The organism is Rhodothermales bacterium (assembly GCA_013002345.1).
Taxonomy (GTDB): Bacteria; Bacteroidota; Rhodothermia; order Rhodothermales; family JABDKH01; genus JABDKH01.
The window spans coordinates 54,283-75,642 of the sequence record JABDKH010000200.1; the positions used below are offsets into that span (position 1 = coordinate 54,283).

Here is a 21,360-nt window from a genome sequence, read left to right on the forward strand (position 1 = left end):
GATCCTGTCAGACGGGTTTTGCCTGTACTCGTTGCGACATGGCGACATGCAGGCCTGTCATTGCGGAATCATTAATTGTGTAGTTTGCACGACGTTCCTGGCGACATTGTCGCTGCACTGTGCCTCTCCCACGCAATCCACCACCCGGGCGCCAGCAGATGAGTGATCGACCCAACCAGGGAACCGGGTTGACCACGTTTCAGGGTGTATTCACACCTTCGATTCTGACGATCCTCGGCGTAATCATGTACCTGAGATTCGGGTGGGTGGTTGGTAGCGTCGGGCTGACAGGGACCCTTGCCATCGTCACCCTTTCCACAGGGATAACGTTTCTGACGGCGCTATCGATATCATCGATAGCAACAGCGCAGCAAGTCAAGGTCGGCGGCGCGTACTACATGATCAGCCGCACACTCGGCATCGAGAGTGGTGGCGCCGTCGGCATTCCCCTTTACATCGCCCAGGCGCTGTCGGTGGCACTTTACACCATCGGTTTTGCCGAGAGTGTCGTTCGCGTGTTCCCTACGCTCGACGAGAAACTGGTCGGAATGGTAACGACGGTCGGCGTGGCGCTTCTGGCGATGAAGTCGGCCCGAGCGGCCATCCGGGCCCAGTACGTCATCATGGGCGCGATCGGTCTGTCGCTTGTGTCCCTCTTGCTTGGTGGACCGATAGACGGCGGCGAGTTCGTGAGTTCGACTACTCCGGTAACCGACGGGCCCGGATTCTGGGTAGTCTTTGCAGTGTTCTTCCCGGCCGTAACCGGAATCATGGCCGGCGTGAACATGTCCGGTGATCTCCGTGATCCGGGTCGATCGATTCCCCGCGGCACCCTCGCCGCCGTAGGTGCGGGCTACGCGATATACATGATCGTTCCGCTGTTTCTCGTTCGGTGGGCGCCGGCAAGCGAACTCGTTTCCGACCCGCTTATCATGAAGAGGATGGCGTTCTGGGGCGACGCCATCCTTCTCGGTGTTTGGGGCGCAACACTCTCCAGCGCCGTCGGCAGCATCCTGGGCGCCCCGCGGGTTCTACAGGCTCTGGCCCGCGATGGGGTCCTGCCAGATTCGTTTCGCTGGTTGGGACGCGGGACCGGGCCGGAAGATGAACCGCGCATCGGAACAGCCGTGACCTTCGCCATCGCGCTCATCACTGTGATGCTCGGCAACCTCAACGCGATCGCGCCCGTGCTGACCATGTTTTTCCTGACGACCTACGGCGTTCTGAACGTCGCAGCAGGGCTGGAGCGCTTCCTTCGAAACCCCTCGTTTCGCCCCAAATTCCAGGTGCACTGGACGGTCTCATTTCTGGGCGCCATCGGATGCGGGGCAGTGATGTTTCTCATCAATCCGCTGGCGACGACCATCGCAGTTATCACCGTGGCGGGGATCTATTTCTGGCTGGAGAGAAAGGAACTCCGAAGCGAGTGGGGTGACGTTCGCAGGGGAATCTGGATGACCCTTACGCGAACCGGACTGTTTCACCTTCGAGACACCCCCGACCCAAAAAACTGGCGTCCCCATATCCTTGTGCTCTCCGGTGCACCGACGCGGCGATGGCACTTGATCGATCTTGCCTCGGCGATTTCCCACAACAAGGCCCTGATGACAGTATCTACCGTCGTCACAAGCCCTACGGTGGATCAGGCACGGATTGCCGCCCTCGAGAATACGATTCACGAGTTCATGGATCGAAAAGGCGTTCGATGCCTGGTACGAGCCGTTTCGGCCGCCACGCCGTTTGATGGTGCGACTGCTCTGGTCGACCTGTATGGATTGGGTGCTCTCGTGCCGAACACGATCCTCATGGGCGACAGCGAATCCAAAGAGCGCAGAGCCGAGTACTGCCGCATGATCGAACATTTCTTCCGGTCTAAACGGAACACGGCGATCGTGCGCCACAACAGCGACCGGGGATTCGGAAGACGCCGACACATCGACGTCTGGTGGGGCGGCCTCAAGGGCAACGGGGCGCTGATGATGATCCTTGCCTACTTGCTCAAAACCAGCCTGTCGTGGCGTGGCGCACAGGTAACGGTCAAGATGGTCGTTCCTTCGGCCGATGCTGCTCCGACTGTGAGTCAGAATTTGCATCAGCTTGTCGATAGCGCACGAACCGGAGCGGTGAGCGACGTGATTGTCGCGGACGGCCGATCTTTTGATGAGATTCTTCGCGACTCCTCAAGCGAGGCAGACCTGATATTCATGGGTATGGCGGAACCTCATCTTGGCTTCGTGGAATACTACGAACGCCTGCAGGTGCGCCTCGAAGGCCTTGCGTCGACCGTCCTCGTACTTAGCGCGGAGGACATCTCGTTTGGAGATGTCCTGATCGAGAAGGACCAGGGTGCGCAAGAGGACCCTCGAGCCACTCGAAACTGAACGAAACAAAAAGGAGACTACTTCTCCCTTCTGGCATGCTAACGGTCTCCGCTGTTACAAAGAAATATGCGACAAAGCTGGCCGTTGACCGGGTCAGCTTTAGCGTTGATAAGGGTCGGATTTTCGGACTCCTTGGCCCCAACGGCGCCGGGAAGACGTCAACGATTCGGATGATCGCCTTCATCACGATGCCCGACGAGGGTGAGATCCGGTTTCAGGATCGCACGGTCGGCGCCTGGAGCCAACGCGTCATGGGCTATCTCCCTGAGGAGCGCGGCCTGTACAAGAAGATGCGCGTGCGAGACCAACTAGAGTATCTCGCGGCTCTGAAAGGCATGTCCAGTTCAGATGCAAGCGACGCCATTACATACTGGCTGGATCGGTTCGAAGCCTCCTCATGGGGGAGCAAGAAGATCGAGGAGCTGTCCAAGGGGATGCAGCAAAAAGTTCAGTTCATCGCAACAGTCGCCCACAAACCACAGTTGCTGATTTTCGATGAACCGTTCAGTGGACTCGATCCGCTAAACGCCGAGCTGCTGCAGGAAGTCATTTTCGAACTGAAGGAGGACGGCCGCACCATTCTCTTCGCGTCGCACCGCATGGAGCAGGTCGAGCAACTTTGCGACGATATCTGCCTCGTCTCCGATGGCCGCGTTGTCCTCGACGGAGCACTGCGTGACGTCAAGAACTCCTTCGGGAGAGATGTTATCAATCTTGAGTTCAGCGGTAGCACAGACTTTCTAACGCAGCTTGAAACCGTTGGAAATATCCGCGTGATCAACAAGACCCAGAATCGAGCCGAGGTGCGGCTGCTGGATGGAACCGAACCGCGAGTAGTCCTCGAGGCATCGATAGCCAACCTCGACGAGATTCATAAATTCGAACTTGTTGAGCCTAGCCTCAATGAGATCTTTATCGCTGTGGTTTCGGGGGCAGATGTCCATGCGTAGCCAGCATATACCTTTCGTGCGTTACAGCGTGCCAGTCTTATGAAAAGTGCCCTGTGGGTAATTGCGCAACGCGAGTACATTCAGCGGGTGAAGACCAAAGGTTTTGTCATCGGCACATTGCTCGGTCCGATCTTTATGATCGCCCTGATCGCTATCCCCGTCTTTGTCATGGTCGCCGTCGATGAGCAGGTGACGCGAAAGATCGCGATCGTCGATGAGACCGGCGTACTGGCCGATGCCCTGGATTTCCCTGTCGAGTTTGAGATGGTTCAGCTCGACGTTCCCGTTGACACGATTCGGTTCATGGTGGAAGAACAACTGCTTGACGGGTATTTGTTGCTTCCGGCCGATGTTCTTCAGGGACTAGGGCCCGCTTCCTTCTACTCGCGAGGGGGAGGAGGCTTGATGTTTTCCACCCAGCTCCAGCAGGTCGTAGATCGTGCCGTGAGGCAACGCCGACTGGTAGACGCCGGGGCGCCGGATGCCGTGCTACGGATTCTGAACGACAACGTCGACGTTCGAATGGTAAAGCTTACCGATCAGGGTGAGGAGGCCGATGCTGCAACGGCGCTTGCCGGCATCGGCTATGTCATGGGATTCGTCATCTATATCTGCATGTTCATCTACGGCGCCTTTGTGATGCGCGGAGTTATTGAGGAGAAGACAAACCGCATCGCCGAACTCATCGCATCATCAGCCAGACCATTTCAATTGATGATGGGCAAGGTACTTGGCATCGGAGCGATGGGCCTGACGCAGTTTCTCGTCTGGTGCATTCTTGGCATGGGTATCATGGCGTTTGGCGGCGCCATTGCAGCGCTGTTTATCGATCCAGCCGAATACGGTCTGACCGAGACAACCAATCAGCAGGCCGTACTCGACGCGGCGGGCGTGACGATCCCGCAGATCCCGTTCAGCGCGTTTGTTCTTTTCGTTCTCTTTTTCATTGGCGGATACCTGCTGTACGCCAGCCTGTTTGCAGCCGTAGGAAGCGCAGTAGAGCAGGAGTCCGATGCACAGCAGTTCGTCCTTCCAATCGCCGCACCCATCATCGTTCCCATGTTGATGATCGGGCACGTAATCGAGAGCCCGGACAGTGCGCTGTCATTCTGGCTTTCGATCGTCCCGTTCTTCTCACCCATTCTGATGACGGTGAGAATCGCAGCCACCAACGTGCCCCTGTGGCAAACAATACTGGCACTTGCGCTTCTGGGCGGCGCCTTCCTTGGATCAATCTGGATATCGTCCAGGATCTATCGCGTGGGGATTCTGATGTACGGCAAGAAACCCAGCTTCACCGACATCATCCGCTGGCTGCGGCAGGGCTAGAGCGGCCGATTGGGATTGCACCGTCGCGTCCGCGGACCTAGACTACCCACATGAATACGCCCGGTCGCATTTCTGTACTTGTCGCCCTTCTGACTGCCGTTCTGGTCAACCTTGTCGTCGTAGAGGCCACGGGACAGACGGCCACGCTTCGAGGATTCGTTCGTGACTCGCAGACTATGCGGCCTCTACAGGGCGCCTCGATTGTTCTGCAACAGGAAGGAAGATTACGCTTCGGCACGGCTACCGATGGAGATGGATACTTTATCCTGCCGAGGGTAACTCCAGATCGGTACGAGATGGTAGTTACGTACGTGGGGTATGCGCCGGCTCGCGAGTCCGTTGACGTTCGAGCAGATCGGCAGGAGTTCATGCGGATCGTGCTCGTGCCTGCAGCACAGAGCATGGAGGAAGTGATCGTTGAGGTCCAGGCCGAGGGCGGCATCACAGCGGTGAGTGCCGGATTGCAAGTCGTCCAGCCGGCGGATATCCAGCGCGTTCCGGTGCTGGGCGCAAGCGGAGATCTGGCCGGGTATCTTCAGACCATACCGGGCGTCGCAATACAGGGTGATCGTGGCGGGCAGTTCTTCGTCCGCGGGGGTTCGACCGACCAGAATCTGGCGCTTCTGGATGGTATCCCGATTTATCAGCCCTTCCACATTGTCAGCTTCTATTCAGCGTTCCCGGAAGAGATCGTCGATCACGCCGACGTGTACACCGCCGGGTTCGGAGCCGCCTACTCAACGCGGCTCTCCTCGGTGATGGATGTATCAACGCGGAATGGTAACAAGGAGCGTTTCGCCGGATCGGCCGCAATCGCTCCATTCCTGAGCGGAGCACGGCTGGAAGGTCCGATTATTCCCGAACGCGTTTCGTTCGTTGCATCGGCTCGACAGTCGCTCGTGGAAGAGCTGACGCCCAATCTCTACGGCCAGCGTTTGCCATACCGGTTCGGGGATCGCTTCGCTAAACTGCATGCGTTTGTCGGTGCGAGTCACACGGTCTCCGTGACTGGGCTCAGCACGACAGATCGTGGCAATATCGCCGGGACGGTCACGAACTTCGACGGAAGTTTCGTCCCGCGTGAATCCGACGAGGATTCAGAGCGAGAGGTCTCGTGGACGAATCGCGCGGTCGGCGGACGGTATGCATATCGCTCCCGGCGGCTGCCGCTGTTCCTGGAGATGCATACATCGACTTCCCGATCCACCAACGAGATCGGACCAAAAGATGTCCCGGAGCGATCGGCTTCCATCGAGAGCACGGATGCGAGTCTCGTTGCCTCGGTATTTGGCAAACCTGGCGAATTCAAAGTCGGTGCCCGCTGGCGAGAATCCACCATGGCGTACGAACTGGGCGGACAGTTCCAGGATCTCGAAGAGGGCTCCGTCAAGACGACTGAGATCAATGCGTTTGCGGAGGCTGTCAGCAATGTTGGCAATGACCGCCTCAGCGTGAACCCCGGAGTTAATGTGTATGTCATCCCGGATCGCGACGACCTCAAGGTTGACCCGCGACTCCGCATGACGTGGTCGGTCCCGTTGGCGTTCGGTCTACATACGGCACATGCCGCGTTCGGGCGATTCCATCAACTCATTGTCGGACTGTCCGACGAGCGTGACGTCGGCAATGTATTCACAGCCTGGGTCCCTGCCGCTGACTCGCTGGAGTTGCCGGCCGCCTGGCACGCTGTGAGTGGATGGTCCTCACAATTTCCCGGAGGAATCGGTTTCGCGGTGGAGGGATACGTGAAGACATTTTCCAGTCTGTCGGTGCCGGTCTTCAGCCCCTTTCCAGGTTTTACGACGGCCCTGCAGCCCGCCGATGGAACCGCACGAGGACTTGACGTGCGCATCGAAACAGATGCTCGCCCATTTATCAACCGGTCCACATTTTCCGGATACGTGAGCTATGCACTATCCGATGTAGAATACCGAACCGACACGTTCTCGTACCATCCGGCGCAGCATCGAACGCATCAAGTGAATGCCATGGTCAGAGTGGAACGTGACGGACTGGGAGTGATCATACAATGGCAGTACGGGTCCGGATTTCCGCTGACGAAATCAGCAGGGTTCGATGTCTGGCAATACCTGACTCCGGCGTCGCAGGTATCAAGCGACCCCGGTACCATCAGGGTCCTGTATCTGGAGCCGTTCGGCGGTCGCCAACCCAACTACGAGCGGGTCGATGTGTGGCTGGACAAGGTTGTCGATCTTGGACGTGCGCGCGCAACCGTGCGGGCCGGAATCGTGAACCTGCTGAATCGCAACAACCTGTTCTACTTCGACCTCTTCACGCTCAGACGAGTCGATCAGATGCCGCTCACACCGTCGGTCGGATTCAAGATCGAGTTGCTATGACAGCAAGATCCGCCATACGAGGACTGGTCATTCTCTTTCTTTGCGCCACGCCTGTGAGCTGCGAGATGTTTGAGGATACGAAGATCGACCCGTTTGAAGGCCAGGGAGCGTACTTCACGATGTACGGGTTTCTGGACGCGACAAGAGTGGAGCAGGAGATTCGCATCAGTCCCGTCCGACGCACGCCCGAGGTTATCCGATCGCCCACAGACGATAACGCGTTCATCGATGCAGCGGTGACCAGTACCGATCTGGAGACGGGGGTTTCCGTTGTGTGGCGCCACGAGCTCTCACAGCTCTCGGACGGTGCATACGCACATATCTTTCGGTCGTCACAGGTGCCGCGACCGGGTCGTGCGTATCGCATAGACGTCGTGCGATCCGACGGAAAGGGCAGCAGCGCCACGACAGTGATACCTCTGTTGACATCGCTTTCGGAGCCCGTCCGCAGCCAGTTTCGCGAGGACTCGGGGATCCTCTTTCAGGACATTGCCCTGCCGGGCGTGACGCTGGCAGCAAATATCGAGGTGTTTTACGATGTAACAGATGGGGGCGTGTCGCATTTCTTTCGTGTCACGCGATCGTATGATGCCGAGGGTGCGGGGAACGGGAACGGAGGATGGCAATTCACGCTCGACCTTTCGAGAGACGCCGCGTTCGTTCGGACTGTGGCCGAGCCCGTTCTTGGCCCGCGTTTGTCGCTCAACGGCATGGGCGTCCGCGTCCGCTGGGCAGATGAACAGTGGCCGCTTGTCGATGGACCGATAGATATCGAGATCCTTGCGCAGCCCGGTGGATTATCCAATGTGGAAAACGGTTTCGGCTTCATCGGATCGATTGGAGACTACCTGCGGTTCTGGGACATTACCGACGAAGCAATGAGGGCTGCCCTTGGCCTGGACGGCTCGGATCCAGCCCCGAGATAAGGCCGCTTCCAACATGAATCTCAAGCCAACCGCGATATCGTCGCAACCTGGAACGCACGCACCTGTATCAGGCAGCGAATCAGAAGCAGGCCATTGTGAATGCCCCACAGTTCCACTGACAAGAAGTCTTTCAAACTCACCTCGCCGTTTGAGCCCACCGGTGATCAGCCCTCAGCGATCGTGGAGCTCGTCTCCGGACTGAAACGCGGCGATGATCAGCAAGTGCTTCTCGGAGCGACGGGCACTGGCAAGACGTTCACACTCAGTCACGTCATCGCACAGCACGGCAAGCCGACGCTCGTGATGAGCCACAACAAGACGCTCGCGGCACAGCTCTATGCAGAGTTCACCCAGTTCTTCCCGGACAATGCGGTCGAGTTCTTCATCTCCTATTACGACTACTACCAGCCGGAGGCATACATCGTCCATTCCGACACTTACATCGAAAAGGACATGTCTATCAACGACCGCATAGACCGGCTGCGGCTGCGGGCAACGAGTATGCTGACCTCGGGCCGAGAGGACGTGATCGTAGTAGCCAGCGTTTCGTGCATATACGGCATAGGTTCGCCCGACGAGTATCGGTCTCAGATTGTCCAGTTTCGCGCTGGCCAGGAATATGACAGAAACCAGCTGCTGCGCGACCTGGTCGGAATCCACTACAGCAGAAACGACGTCGAATTCGTTCCGGGCAATTTTCGCGTTCGCGGCGATGTCGTTGAAGTGTTCCCCGCGTATATGGAGGACCTCGCGTATCGTATCGAGTTCTGGGGAGACGAGATCGAGCAGGTCAGCGTTTTCGAACCGGTATCGGGCCAGACCGAGTCGGAAGAAGAGTTCTTGACCATTTATCCCGCGAAGCTGTTTGTTACGCCGCGGGACGAACTCGACAAGGCACTCAAGTCGATCCAGGAGGAGTTGAACTGGCGGCTCGCCGTGCTCCGGGAGGAAAACCGACTGCTGGAAGCCCAGCGCCTTGAGCAGCGAACCCTGTTTGATCTTGAGATGATGCGCGAGGTAGGCTACTGCGCGGGAATCGAGAACTATTCGCGTCACCTTTCCCGCCGCGACCCGGGCGAGCGGCCGTATTGCCTGCTGGACTACTTCCCCGATGACTTCCTCATGATTATAGACGAGAGCCATGTGACGCTGCCTCAGGTGCGCGCCATGTACAACGGCGATCGAGCGCGGAAGCTCAACCTGGTTGAACACGGATTTCGTCTCCCCTCCGCCCTCGATAATCGGCCAATGACGTTCGAGGAATTCGAGGCGGCCCAGAATCAGGTGATCTACGCCAGCGCCACCCCCGCGGACCACGAACTCGAACGAAGCGCCGGTGTGGTGGTCGAGCAGATAATCAGGCCGACGGGAATTCCGGACCCCGTGGTGGAGATCAGACCGACCAGGAATCAGATCGATGATCTTCTCGAAGAGATACGACGCACCGTCAAGGAATCTGAACGATGTCTTGTCACCACGCTCACCAAACGGATGGCCGAGGACCTTTCCGACTATCTGGAGTCATACGGCATCGGGGTCCGATACCTCCACTCAGACATTGATGCGCTCGAGCGCGTGGAGATTCTGCGGGATCTCCGTCTTGGTGAGTTTGACGTGCTTGTCGGGGTCAACCTTCTCCGGGAAGGCCTCGACCTTCCTGAAGTGTCTCTGATTGCAATCCTCGACGCTGACAAGGAGGGATTTCTACGCAGCGAACGTTCGCTCATTCAGACTGCAGGTCGGGCGGCCAGAAACGTAAACGGTCTGATCGTCATGTATGCCGACAAGATGACGGGCTCGATGCAACGGATGATCTCGGAAACGAATAGAAGGCGAAAGATTCAGATCGCCTACAACGAGGAGCATGGGATCATCCCGAAGACCGTTCTGAAGTCGAGAGATCAGATACTTCAGGGCACGATTATCGCCGAGGAAAAGCAGATACCGGTCGGAGGTCCGTCGTCGGGTCGCGGTGACGGGGATGGGCAGGCACGGCGTGTGGCCGACCCGGTGGCGCGCTACCTGACGGACGAGCAGCGTCGGGATCTGATCGAGAACCTCAGGGAAGAGATGCTGGAGGCCAGCGACAACCTCGATTTTGAGCGTGCAGCAGAGCTTCGAGACAGTATTCAGCAGCTCGAAGAGCCCATTGGAGGCGATGAAGGCTGATAACGACGTTCGGGCGTGGAATCGGCGGATTGCTTTCAGCGACAGAAAATCGTATACTTGCAGGCTGCTAGAAGAGAAGAATCTGGAATCAGGACGATGAAAAAGGGCATACATCCCGACTACAAGATGGTCAAGGTTCGCCTTGCGGACGGCACGATCATCCAGACGCGTTCCACCATGGACGTCGATACGTACGTGTCGGAGGTCGACAAGACCAACCATCCTTTCTACACGGGTCGGCGCCAGTACGTCGACACCGCCGGTCGCGTCGAGAAGTTCAATCGCCGTTACGCGAAGAAGGAAAAGTAGAGATACCGGCCTCGAGTTTTTCAGGCGATCTGCGTCCGCGGATCGCCTGTTTTTCTTTTAACCCCGCGTGAGATTATGGGTGACCTCGATCCGGTCCGATTGATTGCCGTAAAGCGAGACGGAGGGCAACTGACGCCCGCTGAAATCCGGCAGCTGATTGACGCCTATACGGACGGCCAGGTGCCAGACTACCAGATGTCTGCATTCCTGATGGCCGTATTCCTGAGAGGGATGGACGGAGCGGAGACGTTTGCCCTGGCGGAAGCCATGCTCAAGTCCGGTACGATCGTCGACCTGAGCGATGTGCCGGGAGTCAAAGTCGACAAGCACTCAACCGGGGGCGTCGGCGACAAGTTGTCACTCATACTCGCTCCTCTGGTTGCATCTGCCGGTGTGCCGGTACCGATGATCTCGGGAAGGGGCCTCGGCCATACGGGTGGAACGCTGGATAAACTCGAGTCCATACCCGGCTTTCGTACGAGCCTCACGCTCGGCGAATACCACGAACAGCTGCGGGAGCTTGGCGTCGTGATGATCGGGCAGACCAGTGAAATTGCTCCGGCGGACAAGAAGCTCTACGCCCTGCGAGACGTCACGTCGACGGTAGAATCCGTCCCGCTCATTGCTGCGTCGATCATGAGTAAGAAGCTGGCTGAGGGTATTGACGCGCTTGTACTCGACGTAAAGGTGGGTAAGGGCGCTTTTATGCCGGACGCCCGGAAGGCTCGTCGGCTCGCGGAGACCCTCGTTGACATCGGCGAACATTTCGGCACCCGCTCTGTGGCACTTCTCACAGAAATGAGCGATCCGCTGGGCTACGCCGTTGGCAACTGGTGCGAAATGGAAGAAGCCATTCGCTGCCTTCAGGGGGAAACTGTCCCCGAAGTGACGGAGCTGACTCTCTCGCTTGGCTCGGAGATGCTTGTACTTGGAGGAGTGGCCTCCGATCTCGCGACTGCACGCGAAAAGCTGCAGTCCCTGCTCGAGAATGGCACGGCGTTCGATGTCTTTTCTCGAATGGTGGCCGCACAGGGAGGCGACACGAAAGTCGTCCAGAATCCTGAACTCATGGGAGAAAGTGCCATCACGACCGAAGTGGTGGCTTCTTCGAGCCAGGACGGATTCATCGCGTCGATAGATGCCCTGGCGATAGGTCAAGCGGCAACAAGGCTCGGAGCGGGTCGGATGAGGGTTGATGATGACGTGGATCCGCTTGCCGGAATCACATTGTGCCGAAAGCGCGGCGACAGGGTGCAACCCGGCGACTGTCTGGCTCGTCTACATACTCGCAGCTCAGATCTTGCAGAGCCATTCTTGATATCCGTCCGCGATGCTTTCGCGACGGGCGATACAGCGCCCGCACCGCGACAGGTAGTTATCGACCGACTGGTGGAAGGTCGGTGGAATTCGTCCGTCAACTGACGGTCGCAGGAGAATGTTCGAGACGGCCCTGAGCGCTATATTTGACGATAGCACGGATTTTCGGAATAAATAAGAAGTCATCATGTCCATCTGGTCACGATTTTCACGCTGGGTTCGTTCCATTTTTGGAGGAGCGATCTCGGCCCTCGAAGACCCTCGTCTGATCCTGGAACAGAACATGCGGGAGCTGAACGATCAGGTCCCCAAGATGAATGAGAATATCGCGACCGTCAAGGCGAACGTGATGCTCCTGCAGAAGGAGCAGAAACGCTATGCGTCGGAGATCGCGGACTTCACGGCGAAGATCAAAGCTGGCATCAAGGCTGGCCGGGACGACATTGCCCAGCAGTACGCCATCCGGCTTGAAGAGATGAAGGAGGCTCACATACGGACGAAAGAGCAGCTCAAGTACGCCACTGCGGCGTATGACAAAGCGCTTCAGGTCAAGAAGGCCTTCATGCGCGAGAAGGACCGCAAGATTCAGGAGGCGAAGGACGCCCTTAGAGCGCACGAGCGCGCCAAGTGGCAGGCGCGCATCGCCGATACGCTCGAGCAATTCGAGGTGGCCGGGGTCGATCAGACTCACGACGAAATGCTCAATCGCATTCAGGAGGAAACGGCACGACAGGAGGCGCGGATGGAAGTAGCGCTGGACTCGATCGACAGCGAGGCCATTCAGATTGAGGAAGACGCGCGCACAATCCGGGCATCTGAGATCGTCAAGCAGTTCAAGCTCGAGATGGGCGTCGGTGAAGACGTTGAGGCTCCGGAGGAAGAAGCGAAGCTTGAAGTCCCCGAAAAGGAGGCCGAACAGGGTCAGAAGACGATCGGGAAACAACGGACGCAAACCGAATAGAGGTGCCGTTGAAATGACCCCCGAAGAATTCGAGCGAATCAAGGAGGCTGAAAAAGAGCACCTCCGAGCGCTCAAGAAACTCAAGAAGGCTGTGCGCGGCCTCGAACGTAGCAAATCTATCGCGCAGTCCGTCACGAAGATGAGCTCAAGCTCGCAGTCGGCGCTGGAGACGCATGAGAACATGGTCGACAAGCTGGCGCTTGAGACCGCTCATTATGAAGCCCGTCTGGACGTCGCACTAGAATCCGCAAAAGAACACCAGGAACGCGACGCCGCGGATGAGGCCCTGATGAAAGCGGATGCCGAACTGCAGAAGGAACGCGCCAGAAGCCTCGTCGAGCAGCTGCGTGAGGAGATGGCCGTCCCACAGCCGGATGCTGGCGAGGCCGTCGCGGAATCACCGGGTCCCCGCAGTTCGGAGTCCGATGAGAAAGACGACGATGCTGAGGATACCGGCCCGCTTCCGGAAAAGACCATCGGTCGAATGAGGAGGCCGTAGCGGGTGTAGCCCCTCAAACCGAAGTCACTGAATGAACGATCGAAACATTAATTACACGAAGGAAGCCTTTCTGCACCCCTGGAACCTCGCGTTCCTGATCGGTGCGATGGTCGTGTCGTTCTCGGTCAGTTTGTTCTTCAGCGGCGCATCCTGGCCATTCGAGACCATCCTTCTGTTTGCCACCGCGATAGAGCTGCTCTTCCTTGGCATGGTGCCCAGACAGGACCGTTTCCGTCGCGCGATTCGTTCGCAGCGAGCCGCAGAGCACGCCAAGCCGCCGTCCCAGAAGGAGATCTTTCAACACCTGTCCAAACAGAGCCAACGGCGATACGCAAGGCTGCGGAAACTCGGACGCGACATCCAGTCGAACTACCAGAAGCTGAGCTATGCCTCCCAGGGCATGCTCGACAGCCACCTGAAGAAGATCAACGGACTGCTGGACTCGTATCTCAACCTGCTGTACCAGGAAGAACGATACGAATACTCATCTCACGCCAGCTCCGAAGGGGAGGTTGTCAGCGCAATCGAGGCTCTTCGAACGGACATGGCAGACGACTCGCCGAAGGTTCGATCAATCAAGGAGCGCAGGCTACGGATTCTTGAGCAACGCCTCGGGCGATTCAAGAAGGGACGAGAGAACGTGGAGATTATCCGTGCACAGCTCGAAACGATTGAGGATGTGGTCAAGTACATCCATGAGCAGTCGCTCACGCTCAGCAATCCCGAGGAAATAACGTTTCAGCTCGATACATTGCTCACCGAAGTCGAGGAAACCCAGCTGGCAATCGAGGAAATCGAGGAGGTGTTCGCCCGCCCCACCGACCTTCTCCGAGACCTTGACGCCTATTCGTCAGAGTCCGAGGAAGAGTCGAAGGGTTCCGATGCCACTCGCGTGAAGGAGTAGAGCGTTTCCCCGACGCACGGAAGAGCACTTTCCCGTTCCCGACTATGAAATTCTCAACGCTTCTGTACGAGGTCGATGCCGACGGCACCCTGCTTCTCACCGTCAATCGACCGGACAAACTAAACGCTCTGAACGCGACTGTAATCGATGAGCTCGATGCAGTATTTCGATCACTACCGTCCGAGTCGTCCGTCAAAGGCGTCGTGATTACGGGCTCCGGATCCAAAGCTTTTGTGGCCGGCGCCGATATCAAGCAGTTTCAGAATCTGTCGTCGTCGGAGGCCGAGAAGTTTGCCCGACGGGGTCAGGAAGTGTTCGACATGATCGAAAATCTTTCGAAGCCGGTGGTTGCGGCAGTGAATGGTTTTGCGCTCGGAGGCGGATGTGAACTGGCGCTGTCGTGCCACATGCGCATCGCATCGCAGTCGGCAAGTTTCGGACAGCCGGAAGTCAATCTTGGCATCATACCCGGATACGGCGGCACACAAAGACTCCCCCGCCTCATCGGGCGAGGACGAGCGACCGAGTTGATCCTTACGGGAGAAAGAATTTCGGCCCAGCGCGCCTATGAGATCGGTCTCGTCAACAAGCTCGTGCCGGATGAGTCACTGATAGAACAGGCTCGCCACCTGGTGACGCGGGCCTCGGCAAAGGCGCCCGTGGCTATCGGTCTCGCATTGCAGGCAATGAATGCAGCGGACGGGTCTCTTGACAAGGGACTTAAGTATGAGGCCAGGCTTTTCGGAAAAGCCCTGGAAACGGAAGACGCGAAAGAGGGTGTCTCGGCGTTCCTTGAAAAACGTCAGCCGGTCTTCAAGGGTCGATAATGGAAATCGCAGCCATCATCGTCCTGCTGATCCTGAGTGCGTTGTTTTCGGGTTCCGAGATCGCCTTCGTTGCGGCCAATCGACTCAAGGTTGAGGTCTTCGCCCGGGGATCACGGGTCGTCGGCCCCATCGCTCGAGACTTCATAAACGACCCCGCCAAACTTCTAACCACGACGCTGGTAGGCAACAACCTCGCGCTCGTTGCCTACTCAACGCTGATGGCCATTCTGCTCGAGCCATCCTTGCATGCCGCGTTCACAAGTCTGGGTGCGGGGCGAACCGCCGTCGAGATCGCGACGCTGTTCAGTCAGACCATGATCGCATCGATCATCGTTCTGTTCTTCGGCGAGATTCTTCCGAAGTCTATTCTGCGGGAGATACCCACCCGGTCCGTCTTTGCCCTCGCGATCCCGCTGCGTACGACCTACTATCTGCTGCTCCCGCTCATCAAGCTTGCGGCGTTCGCCTCTAACGGACTCATCCGCCTTTTCAACATAGACGCCGAAACGTTCTCGCAATTCATGCGACGCGACTTCGAGTTGATCCTGGAAGAGAGCATGAAACGCGGCGATCTCGATCTGGATCGAGAAGAAAGCGCGCTGCTTTCGAAGGTCCTGGCGATGAACTCGATTCGTCTGAAGGGGTCGATGGTCCCGAGGACGGACATCAAAGCGGTCGACGATACGATGAGCCTCGAGCAGGTGCGGGAGCGCTTTCTTGAAACCGGTCACTCAAAGCTGCTCGTGTATCACGAGAACATCGACAACATTATCGGGGTGGCGTTTGCGTACGACCTCTTCCGAATGCCTGGTTCGATTTCAGAGATTATCCGGCCGATTTCCGCGGTTCCGGAATCGAAACCATCCAAAGACCTGCTGCGGCAGTTCCTGAGCGACAACATCTCCGTCGCGCTGGTCGTCGATGAATACGGCGGAACGGCTGGACTAGTAACTCTTGAGGATCTCCTCGAGGAACTGTTCGGAGACATTCTCGATGAGTTTGACGAGGACGAACGGATCGTTCGCAAGATCGATGACCGCACACTGATTGTTAGCGGCCGCGTCGAAGTCGACAAACTCTCGGAAAAATTCGGCATCGACTTTCCCGAGGGAGATTACGAGACGATCGCCGGCTACTTGATGGAGCGGCTGGGATCGATCCCCACCACGCCCGAGCAGTTTGAACTGGACGGGCACTCGTTCAGCGTTCTGGAGTCCGCAGCAAACCGGATCGATCTGGTCAAGATCATTCTTCCCTAGTCGATCCCGGAGTCATGCCTCGCGTACTCCAGCACCACTCGCGTGTGCTCCGCAAGACGCGGGACAAGCTGAAGGCGCTGTAGTCTATCCGTTGGCATGTCGGGCAGGCGCGGCGGGCTTACCCTGCCCATCCAGAGCGCCATCTTGTCGGCAAGTGCACGTGGACCCGGAAGCTGTCCGTGCGGAAAGTGCACCTCGTAGAATGAACGGGCCCTGGAAAGACGGCCGTAGACGTCAAGGTCCGTGTCACGGTCCGACGACGCTTCGCTCACCATGACGCTCCCGATGAGATAGTCGCGGTAGAGGAACGGCAGTTCGATCAACACGGACGAGAGGATGGATGCGCCGTCGACGAGAGATGCCTCAACGGCGCGGGCCGTGGCCACAGCGACCATGCTCAGGGTTTCTTCAGCGACGAGATTTGCATCAGCACCCTCGATGTCGTTCAGCAGGGTGCTCATGAGTTCCTGGGCGGTGGTTACCGTTCCGACACTCGCAAACGCCGTGAGCCTCGCAATACGTTCACCACCCGATTCGTCCGTCATTTGGCGCGCGGATCAAGTGCCGGGTTTGTCCGTGTCGTCACCGCGACCAATCGCGTCACGCATGCCGGTGTCAGACTGGATATTGCGAAGCCGATAGTAGTCCATGATGCCAAGGTTGCCCGAGCGAAACGCCTCGGCAATGGCTCTCGGCACAGCGGCCTCCGCCTCCATGACCTTCGCCTTCTGCTCCACAACCGCCGCCTTCATTTCCTGCTCACGGGCGACAGCCGCTGCCCTGCGCTCCTCCGCCTTGGCTCGAGCGACCTGAAGATCCGCGTCTGCCTGATTTGCCTGGAGCATGGCACCGATGTTATCGCCAACATCAACATCTGCGATGTCGATTGAAAGGATCTCGAACGCAGTGCCGGAATCAAGGCCCTTTGAAAGAACCACCTTGGAAATCGAATCCGGATTCTCCAGAACCTCTTTGTAGGTATTGGCCGAACCGATCGTCGACACAATGCCCTCTCCGACGCGGGCGATGATGGTCTCTTCGCCGGCACCACCGACAAGTCGGTCTATATTGGCTCGAAGCGTGACTCTTGAAACGGCGCGGAGCTGAATGCCGTCCTTCGCGACCGCCGATACCGGAGGTGTTTCGATGACCTTCGGATTGACAGACATCTGAACAGCCTCATACACATCACGGCCGGCCAGATCGATAGCGGCCGCCTGCGTGTACTGGAGGTCAATGTTGGCCTTGTCGGCCGAAATAAGGGCATTGACCACCTTCTGCACGTTGCCGCCCGCCAGGTAGTGGGCCTCCAACTGCGGGGTCTCGAGATGAACTCCTGCCTTGTGCCCCGTGATCATCGACTTCACGATGGCGGCGGGGGGCACTTTGCGGAGCCTCATGCCCACCAGATCACGCACCAGTTTCAGCTTGACACCCGAGAAGTAAGCCGTAACCCACAGCCCAACGGGAATGAAGTAGAGAAAAAGAACAAGGCCGATTACGACGAGCAGGATGATCAGCAATCCTGCTCCGGAGATAAGTGATTCCATGGCTGCGAGTGTTAGAAGGGATTTGTCAGTTGTCCGACTTGAGGTAGTCCCCACTCTGGCCGCCCGTCTTGGCCAGCAGGTGGATACCCGAGATTTCGATGTTCTTCGATACCGATTTACACATGTCATACACCGTCAGTGCCGCAATGGACACCGCGGTCAGTGCTTCCATCTCAACACCGGTCGGTCCGGTGCTCTTCGCAAAGGCCCGTATCTCTACGGAGAAGTCATGCTCATTAAGAGTAAGGTCCACGTCGATTCCCCTCAGGTCCACGTCATGGCACAGCGGAATCAGTTTGCTGGTTTGCTTGGCGCCCATGATTCCTGCGACTTGCGAAAGTGCCAGCACATCACCCTTGCGGACTTCGCGATCTTGGATCAAAAGAAATGCCGTCTCGCCGACAAATACGGTCCCGGTAGCGACCGCCGTGCGAACGCTGCTCGGCTTGTCTGAAACATCTACCATATGCACGCCGCCTTCCGGGTCGACGTGCGTCAGAATTTCTCCCTGAGACATGCTTCTCGTGTTGTTGTGATCAGAGTCAAAGTGGGTATAGAATACACCAACGAAGATAGCCGCGACCTGTTCGGGCCGCAAGGTGTTGTCGTCAGCCTCCGATGAGGATCATCGGCCTGTTTTCGTCATCGACCAGATTGTACATACCGGCATGCTGAGGTGCTTTTCGTCGCACGGCATCGGAGATCTCAGCCTCCAGTTCGGCGTCCGAACGTCCCTCACGAATCATGTCTCGAAGGCTAACCTCGCGCCTCCCGAAAAGACACACTTTCAGATTGCCATCCGCGGTCAAACGAAGCCGGTCGCACGCGCCGCAGAAATGATCGCTCATCGACGAAATGAATCCGACCGTACCTGTGAAGTCCGGGACACGGAATTCCTTCGCCGTCGCGCTGGGTCGACCGGGCACGAGAACGAGCTCACCGTACTTCCGCTCGATTTCATCTCGCATGTCACTCCACGGCACGAAGTAGTCGTCACTCCAGCCGTTGCCGGAAAACGGCATGTATTCTATGAACCGAATGCTCACCGGCATGGTCTCCGTCATCGCCACAAAGTCAACCAGTTCGTCTTCGTTCACACCTTTCATTACGACGCAGTTGATCTTCAGCGGCGCGTAGCCGTGTTCGATCGCCAGGTCTACCGCCGCGAGTACCTTGTCGAGACCCGGGCGCCGGGTGATGGACTCAAACCGTTCCGCTTGCAGAGTATCCAGGCTGAGATTGATTGCGCTGAGCCCCGCAGAACGCAACACGGCAATCTTGCGGTTAAGCAACATCCCGTTCGTGGTCATCATGACGGCCCGGATGCCCTGAATTGACGCCAGTGATCCAACGAGTTTCTCGATGTCTTTCCGGACGAGCGGCTCGCCTCCCGTCAGCCGTATTCGTGAGACCCCGTGTCGGGCAAATACTTCGGCAACTCGCACGATCTCCTCAAACGTGAGAAGATCGGAGCGTGGATTCAGGTCTACGCCCTCTGCCGGCATGCAGTAGTGGCACCGGAGGTTACATCTCTCCGTTACTGAGATCCGCAGATAGGAATGCTGCCGACCGTGAAGGTCGGTCAGAATGTCGCTCATGTGTCACCGAAATCGATAATCTGTGAGTCTAACGAATCGAACCCCAGGTCGTTCGCTGCGCAACAACCAGAATACACCGGCCGTAAGGGTCGTGAAAGGGCAAACAAAGTAATCCAATGAAAGATCGATCCAGGCCACTGGTTCTCGCCGCGCTGGTGCTGTTGCTCGTTGCGCTGTCCACCATCGACATTTCTTTCATTCCGCTCGGCGGCCTCGGCCGACAGATCCTGCCATGGATCGTCGTTGGAATTATTGTGCTCTTCCTTACGCGCGTCGGGTGCTGCGGAAATAGCTGTGGTCGCGATGACGTTGAGGATGAATCGCCTCATTCGCCGTAAACCTGTCGGCCGCCGAGAAATGTCGCGGTGACCCGTGCATCGAGAATGGCGGCCGCGGGAATTGTCATTATATCCCGATCAAGGATCACGAAGTCTGCAAACTTGCCCTCGGTTATGGAGCCCACTTCGTTTTCCATGAAGCCTGCGTATGCGGCCTCGATGGTGAAACCACGTAGTGCAGCCACGCGCGAGACACGCTCCTGAGGGAGCCAGCCTCCGTCTGGATACCCATCTGCATCCTGTCTCGTAATCGCAGCATAAAACCCTTTCATCGGGTCGACGGATTCAACAGGAAAGTCGGACCCGAATGGCACATGCGTACCTGAGTCTATTAACGTCTTCCACGCATAGGCGCCGGCAAGCCGGTCCGCTCCGAGTCGTTCCTCTGCCCAGTACATGTCGCTGGTAGCGTGCGTCGGCTGCATCGCTGCGATTACCCCCAGAGCCTGGAACCGCGGGATGTCAGTGGGGCTTACGATTTGAGCGTGCTCGATTCTGGGCCTGATGACCGATAGGTCTCGCGACCGGCCGAGTTCCTCATATATGTCAAGCACGATTCGAACGGCATCGTCACCTATCGCATGCACGGCAGGCTGCAGGCCGCACTCAACCGTGCGCATCACCGCGTCCTTGAGTTCCTCAGCACTCTTTCGCATCAACCCCCGGTTGCCGGCATCGTCCGAGTAGTCTTCAAGCAGAGATGCGCCGCGACTTCCAAGAGCGCCATCGGCATACAACTTGACGGCCCGTACAGTCAGCACGTCACCATAGGCCTCGACCGGTCCGTCGCTGCACACCTGTTGGAACAGGCTCTTCAAGTCCTCGGTCATGCCGTACAGTCGGAGCGTGACCTTCTCTTCATCCACAAGCCTCCGATAAATATCCAGCGTGTCGAGCTGTAGCCCCGGTTCGTGCACCCCGGTCAAGCCGAGTGCGGCCGCATCGGCCATGGCGCGTTCAATCGCCTGAGTGATCATCTCCGCAGACGGCTCGGGAGCGACCTCAGTCACCTGATCGGACGCGCTGTCAATGAGCAGACCCGTTGCGACACCGGCCGCATCTCTTACAATTCTACCCCCGACAGGATCAGGTGTACGACCATCCAAGTCAATTCCCATCTCGGTAAGAGCGGCGGAGTTCAGCAGCGACGCGTGTCCATCCACTCGCTCAAGCCAGACGGGGCGATCGGGGAACATAGGATCGATATCGCCTCTTGTCGGAAATCGCTTCTCCGCCCAGTCGTTCTGGTCCCACCCTCGTCCACGGAGCCACTCACCCTCCGGCAACGTGCTCTCTCGCTCTCGCAGCCGGGAGACAACCTCCGTGATCGACGTCGTTCCTCTCAGGTCGACGTTCATCTTGATGAAACCGTGATTCACCAGGTGCCCGTGAGAGTCGATCAGGCCAGGAACGACCGTGCGACCAGCCGCATCCAGCACGGTGGGTGCGGCAAAGCGGGACACGATATCCAGACTGTCACCAACCGCAACGAACTTCCCGTCCGTGACGGCGAAAGCATTCGCCTGAGGGATGTGCTCGTCGACCGTGTAAACATTGGCGTTGACCACGATCAGATCCGCGCTCTCGGTGCAACCGACTGTAGCACATAGTACTACCAACAATCCCACGCGTACAGCCGCCGCTCGTATCCGCCCTTCGAAATCCCGTTGCATAGCATTGTAT

Annotated in this window: 19 protein-coding genes; 14 read left to right on the forward strand and 5 right to left on the reverse strand. The window is 57.7% G+C overall.

Going from position 1 to position 21,360, the window contains the following annotated elements; all coding sequences use genetic code 11:
- Window positions 1-158: 158 nt before the first annotated feature.
- The 13 genes from HKN37_10455 (at window position 159) to HKN37_10515 (ending at window position 16,191) form a co-directional block, all read left to right on the forward strand.
- Complete coding sequence (locus tag HKN37_10455; protein NNE47068.1) at window positions 159-2,381, forward strand: Na-K-Cl cotransporter; 2,223 nt, start codon at window positions 159-161, stop codon at window positions 2,379-2,381.
- A gap of 35 nt (window positions 2,382-2,416) precedes the next feature.
- Entirely contained in the window at window positions 2,417-3,331 is a 915-nt protein-coding gene (locus tag HKN37_10460; GenBank protein NNE47069.1) for an ATP-binding cassette domain-containing protein, read from the forward strand.
- 39 nt (window positions 3,332-3,370) lie between these two features.
- Window positions 3,371-4,660 (forward strand): ABC transporter permease, encoded by a 1,290-nt coding sequence (locus HKN37_10465; protein ID NNE47070.1) that lies wholly within the window; start codon window positions 3,371-3,373, stop codon window positions 4,658-4,660.
- A gap of 50 nt (window positions 4,661-4,710) precedes the next feature.
- Window positions 4,711-7,020 carry a TonB-dependent receptor plug domain-containing protein gene (locus tag HKN37_10470; protein ID NNE47071.1) on the forward strand — a complete coding sequence of 770 codons (2,310 nt, stop codon included), beginning with the start codon at window positions 4,711-4,713 and terminating at the stop codon, window positions 7,018-7,020.
- Complete coding sequence (locus HKN37_10475; protein NNE47072.1) at window positions 7,017-7,946, forward strand: hypothetical protein; 930 nt, start codon at window positions 7,017-7,019, stop codon at window positions 7,944-7,946. The genes HKN37_10470 and HKN37_10475 overlap by 4 nt, the downstream gene beginning before the upstream one ends.
- Before the next feature lie 99 nt (window positions 7,947-8,045).
- Window positions 8,046-10,115, forward strand: a complete 2,070-nt coding sequence (gene uvrB, locus HKN37_10480; protein NNE47073.1) for an excinuclease ABC subunit UvrB — start codon at window positions 8,046-8,048, stop codon at window positions 10,113-10,115.
- A 96-nt stretch (window positions 10,116-10,211) separates the two neighbouring features.
- Entirely contained in the window at window positions 10,212-10,424 is a 213-nt protein-coding gene (gene rpmE / locus HKN37_10485) for a 50S ribosomal protein L31 (GenBank protein ID NNE47074.1), read from the forward strand.
- A 75-nt stretch (window positions 10,425-10,499) separates the two neighbouring features.
- Window positions 10,500-11,846, forward strand: a complete 1,347-nt coding sequence (locus HKN37_10490) for a thymidine phosphorylase (GenBank protein NNE47075.1) — start codon at window positions 10,500-10,502, stop codon at window positions 11,844-11,846.
- An 82-nt stretch (window positions 11,847-11,928) separates the two neighbouring features.
- Window positions 11,929-12,702, forward strand: a complete 774-nt coding sequence (locus HKN37_10495; GenBank protein NNE47076.1) for a PspA/IM30 family protein — start codon at window positions 11,929-11,931, stop codon at window positions 12,700-12,702.
- A 13-nt stretch (window positions 12,703-12,715) separates the two neighbouring features.
- On the forward strand, window positions 12,716-13,201 hold the full coding sequence (locus HKN37_10500) for a hypothetical protein (protein NNE47077.1): 486 nt from the start codon (window positions 12,716-12,718) through the stop codon (window positions 13,199-13,201).
- Window positions 13,202-13,232: 31 nt separating this feature from the next.
- Window positions 13,233-14,105, forward strand: coding sequence for a hypothetical protein (locus HKN37_10505; GenBank protein NNE47078.1), 873 nt, complete (start codon window positions 13,233-13,235; stop codon window positions 14,103-14,105).
- A gap of 44 nt (window positions 14,106-14,149) precedes the next feature.
- On the forward strand, window positions 14,150-14,932 hold the full coding sequence (locus tag HKN37_10510) for an enoyl-CoA hydratase (protein ID NNE47079.1): 783 nt from the start codon (window positions 14,150-14,152) through the stop codon (window positions 14,930-14,932).
- Window positions 14,932-16,191, forward strand: coding sequence for an HlyC/CorC family transporter (locus tag HKN37_10515; protein NNE47080.1), 1,260 nt, complete (start codon window positions 14,932-14,934; stop codon window positions 16,189-16,191). Before HKN37_10510 ends, HKN37_10515 begins: the two co-directional genes overlap by 1 nt.
- Here the strand turns inward: HKN37_10515 and HKN37_10520 are convergent.
- The 4 genes from HKN37_10520 to moaA form a co-directional block, all read right to left on the reverse strand.
- Window positions 16,188-16,736: a hypothetical protein gene (locus HKN37_10520; GenBank protein ID NNE47081.1), complete on the reverse strand. Its 549-nt coding sequence runs from the start codon at window positions 16,734-16,736 to the stop codon at window positions 16,188-16,190. The two genes, HKN37_10515 and HKN37_10520, sit on opposite strands and share 4 nt — an antisense overlap.
- Window positions 16,737-16,748: 12 nt before the next feature.
- Complete coding sequence (gene floA, locus HKN37_10525; protein ID NNE47082.1) at window positions 16,749-17,741, reverse strand: flotillin-like protein FloA; 993 nt, start codon at window positions 17,739-17,741, stop codon at window positions 16,749-16,751.
- Window positions 17,742-17,766: 25 nt separating this feature from the next.
- A complete protein-coding gene (gene moaC / locus HKN37_10530) occupies window positions 17,767-18,258 on the reverse strand; it encodes a cyclic pyranopterin monophosphate synthase MoaC (GenBank protein ID NNE47083.1) in 492 nt (163 codons plus the stop codon).
- A 91-nt stretch (window positions 18,259-18,349) separates the two neighbouring features.
- Window positions 18,350-19,339, reverse strand: coding sequence for a GTP 3',8-cyclase MoaA (moaA, locus tag HKN37_10535; protein ID NNE47084.1), 990 nt, complete (start codon window positions 19,337-19,339; stop codon window positions 18,350-18,352).
- A gap of 116 nt (window positions 19,340-19,455) precedes the next feature.
- Between moaA and HKN37_10540 the strand changes: the two genes are divergently transcribed.
- Window positions 19,456-19,677: a hypothetical protein gene (locus HKN37_10540; GenBank protein NNE47085.1), complete on the forward strand. Its 222-nt coding sequence runs from the start codon at window positions 19,456-19,458 to the stop codon at window positions 19,675-19,677.
- Here HKN37_10540 and HKN37_10545 read toward each other — a convergent pair.
- Window positions 19,665-21,350, reverse strand: coding sequence for an amidohydrolase (locus HKN37_10545; GenBank protein NNE47086.1), 1,686 nt, complete (start codon window positions 21,348-21,350; stop codon window positions 19,665-19,667). The two genes, HKN37_10540 and HKN37_10545, sit on opposite strands and share 13 nt — an antisense overlap.
- Window positions 21,351-21,360: the final 10 nt, after the last annotated feature.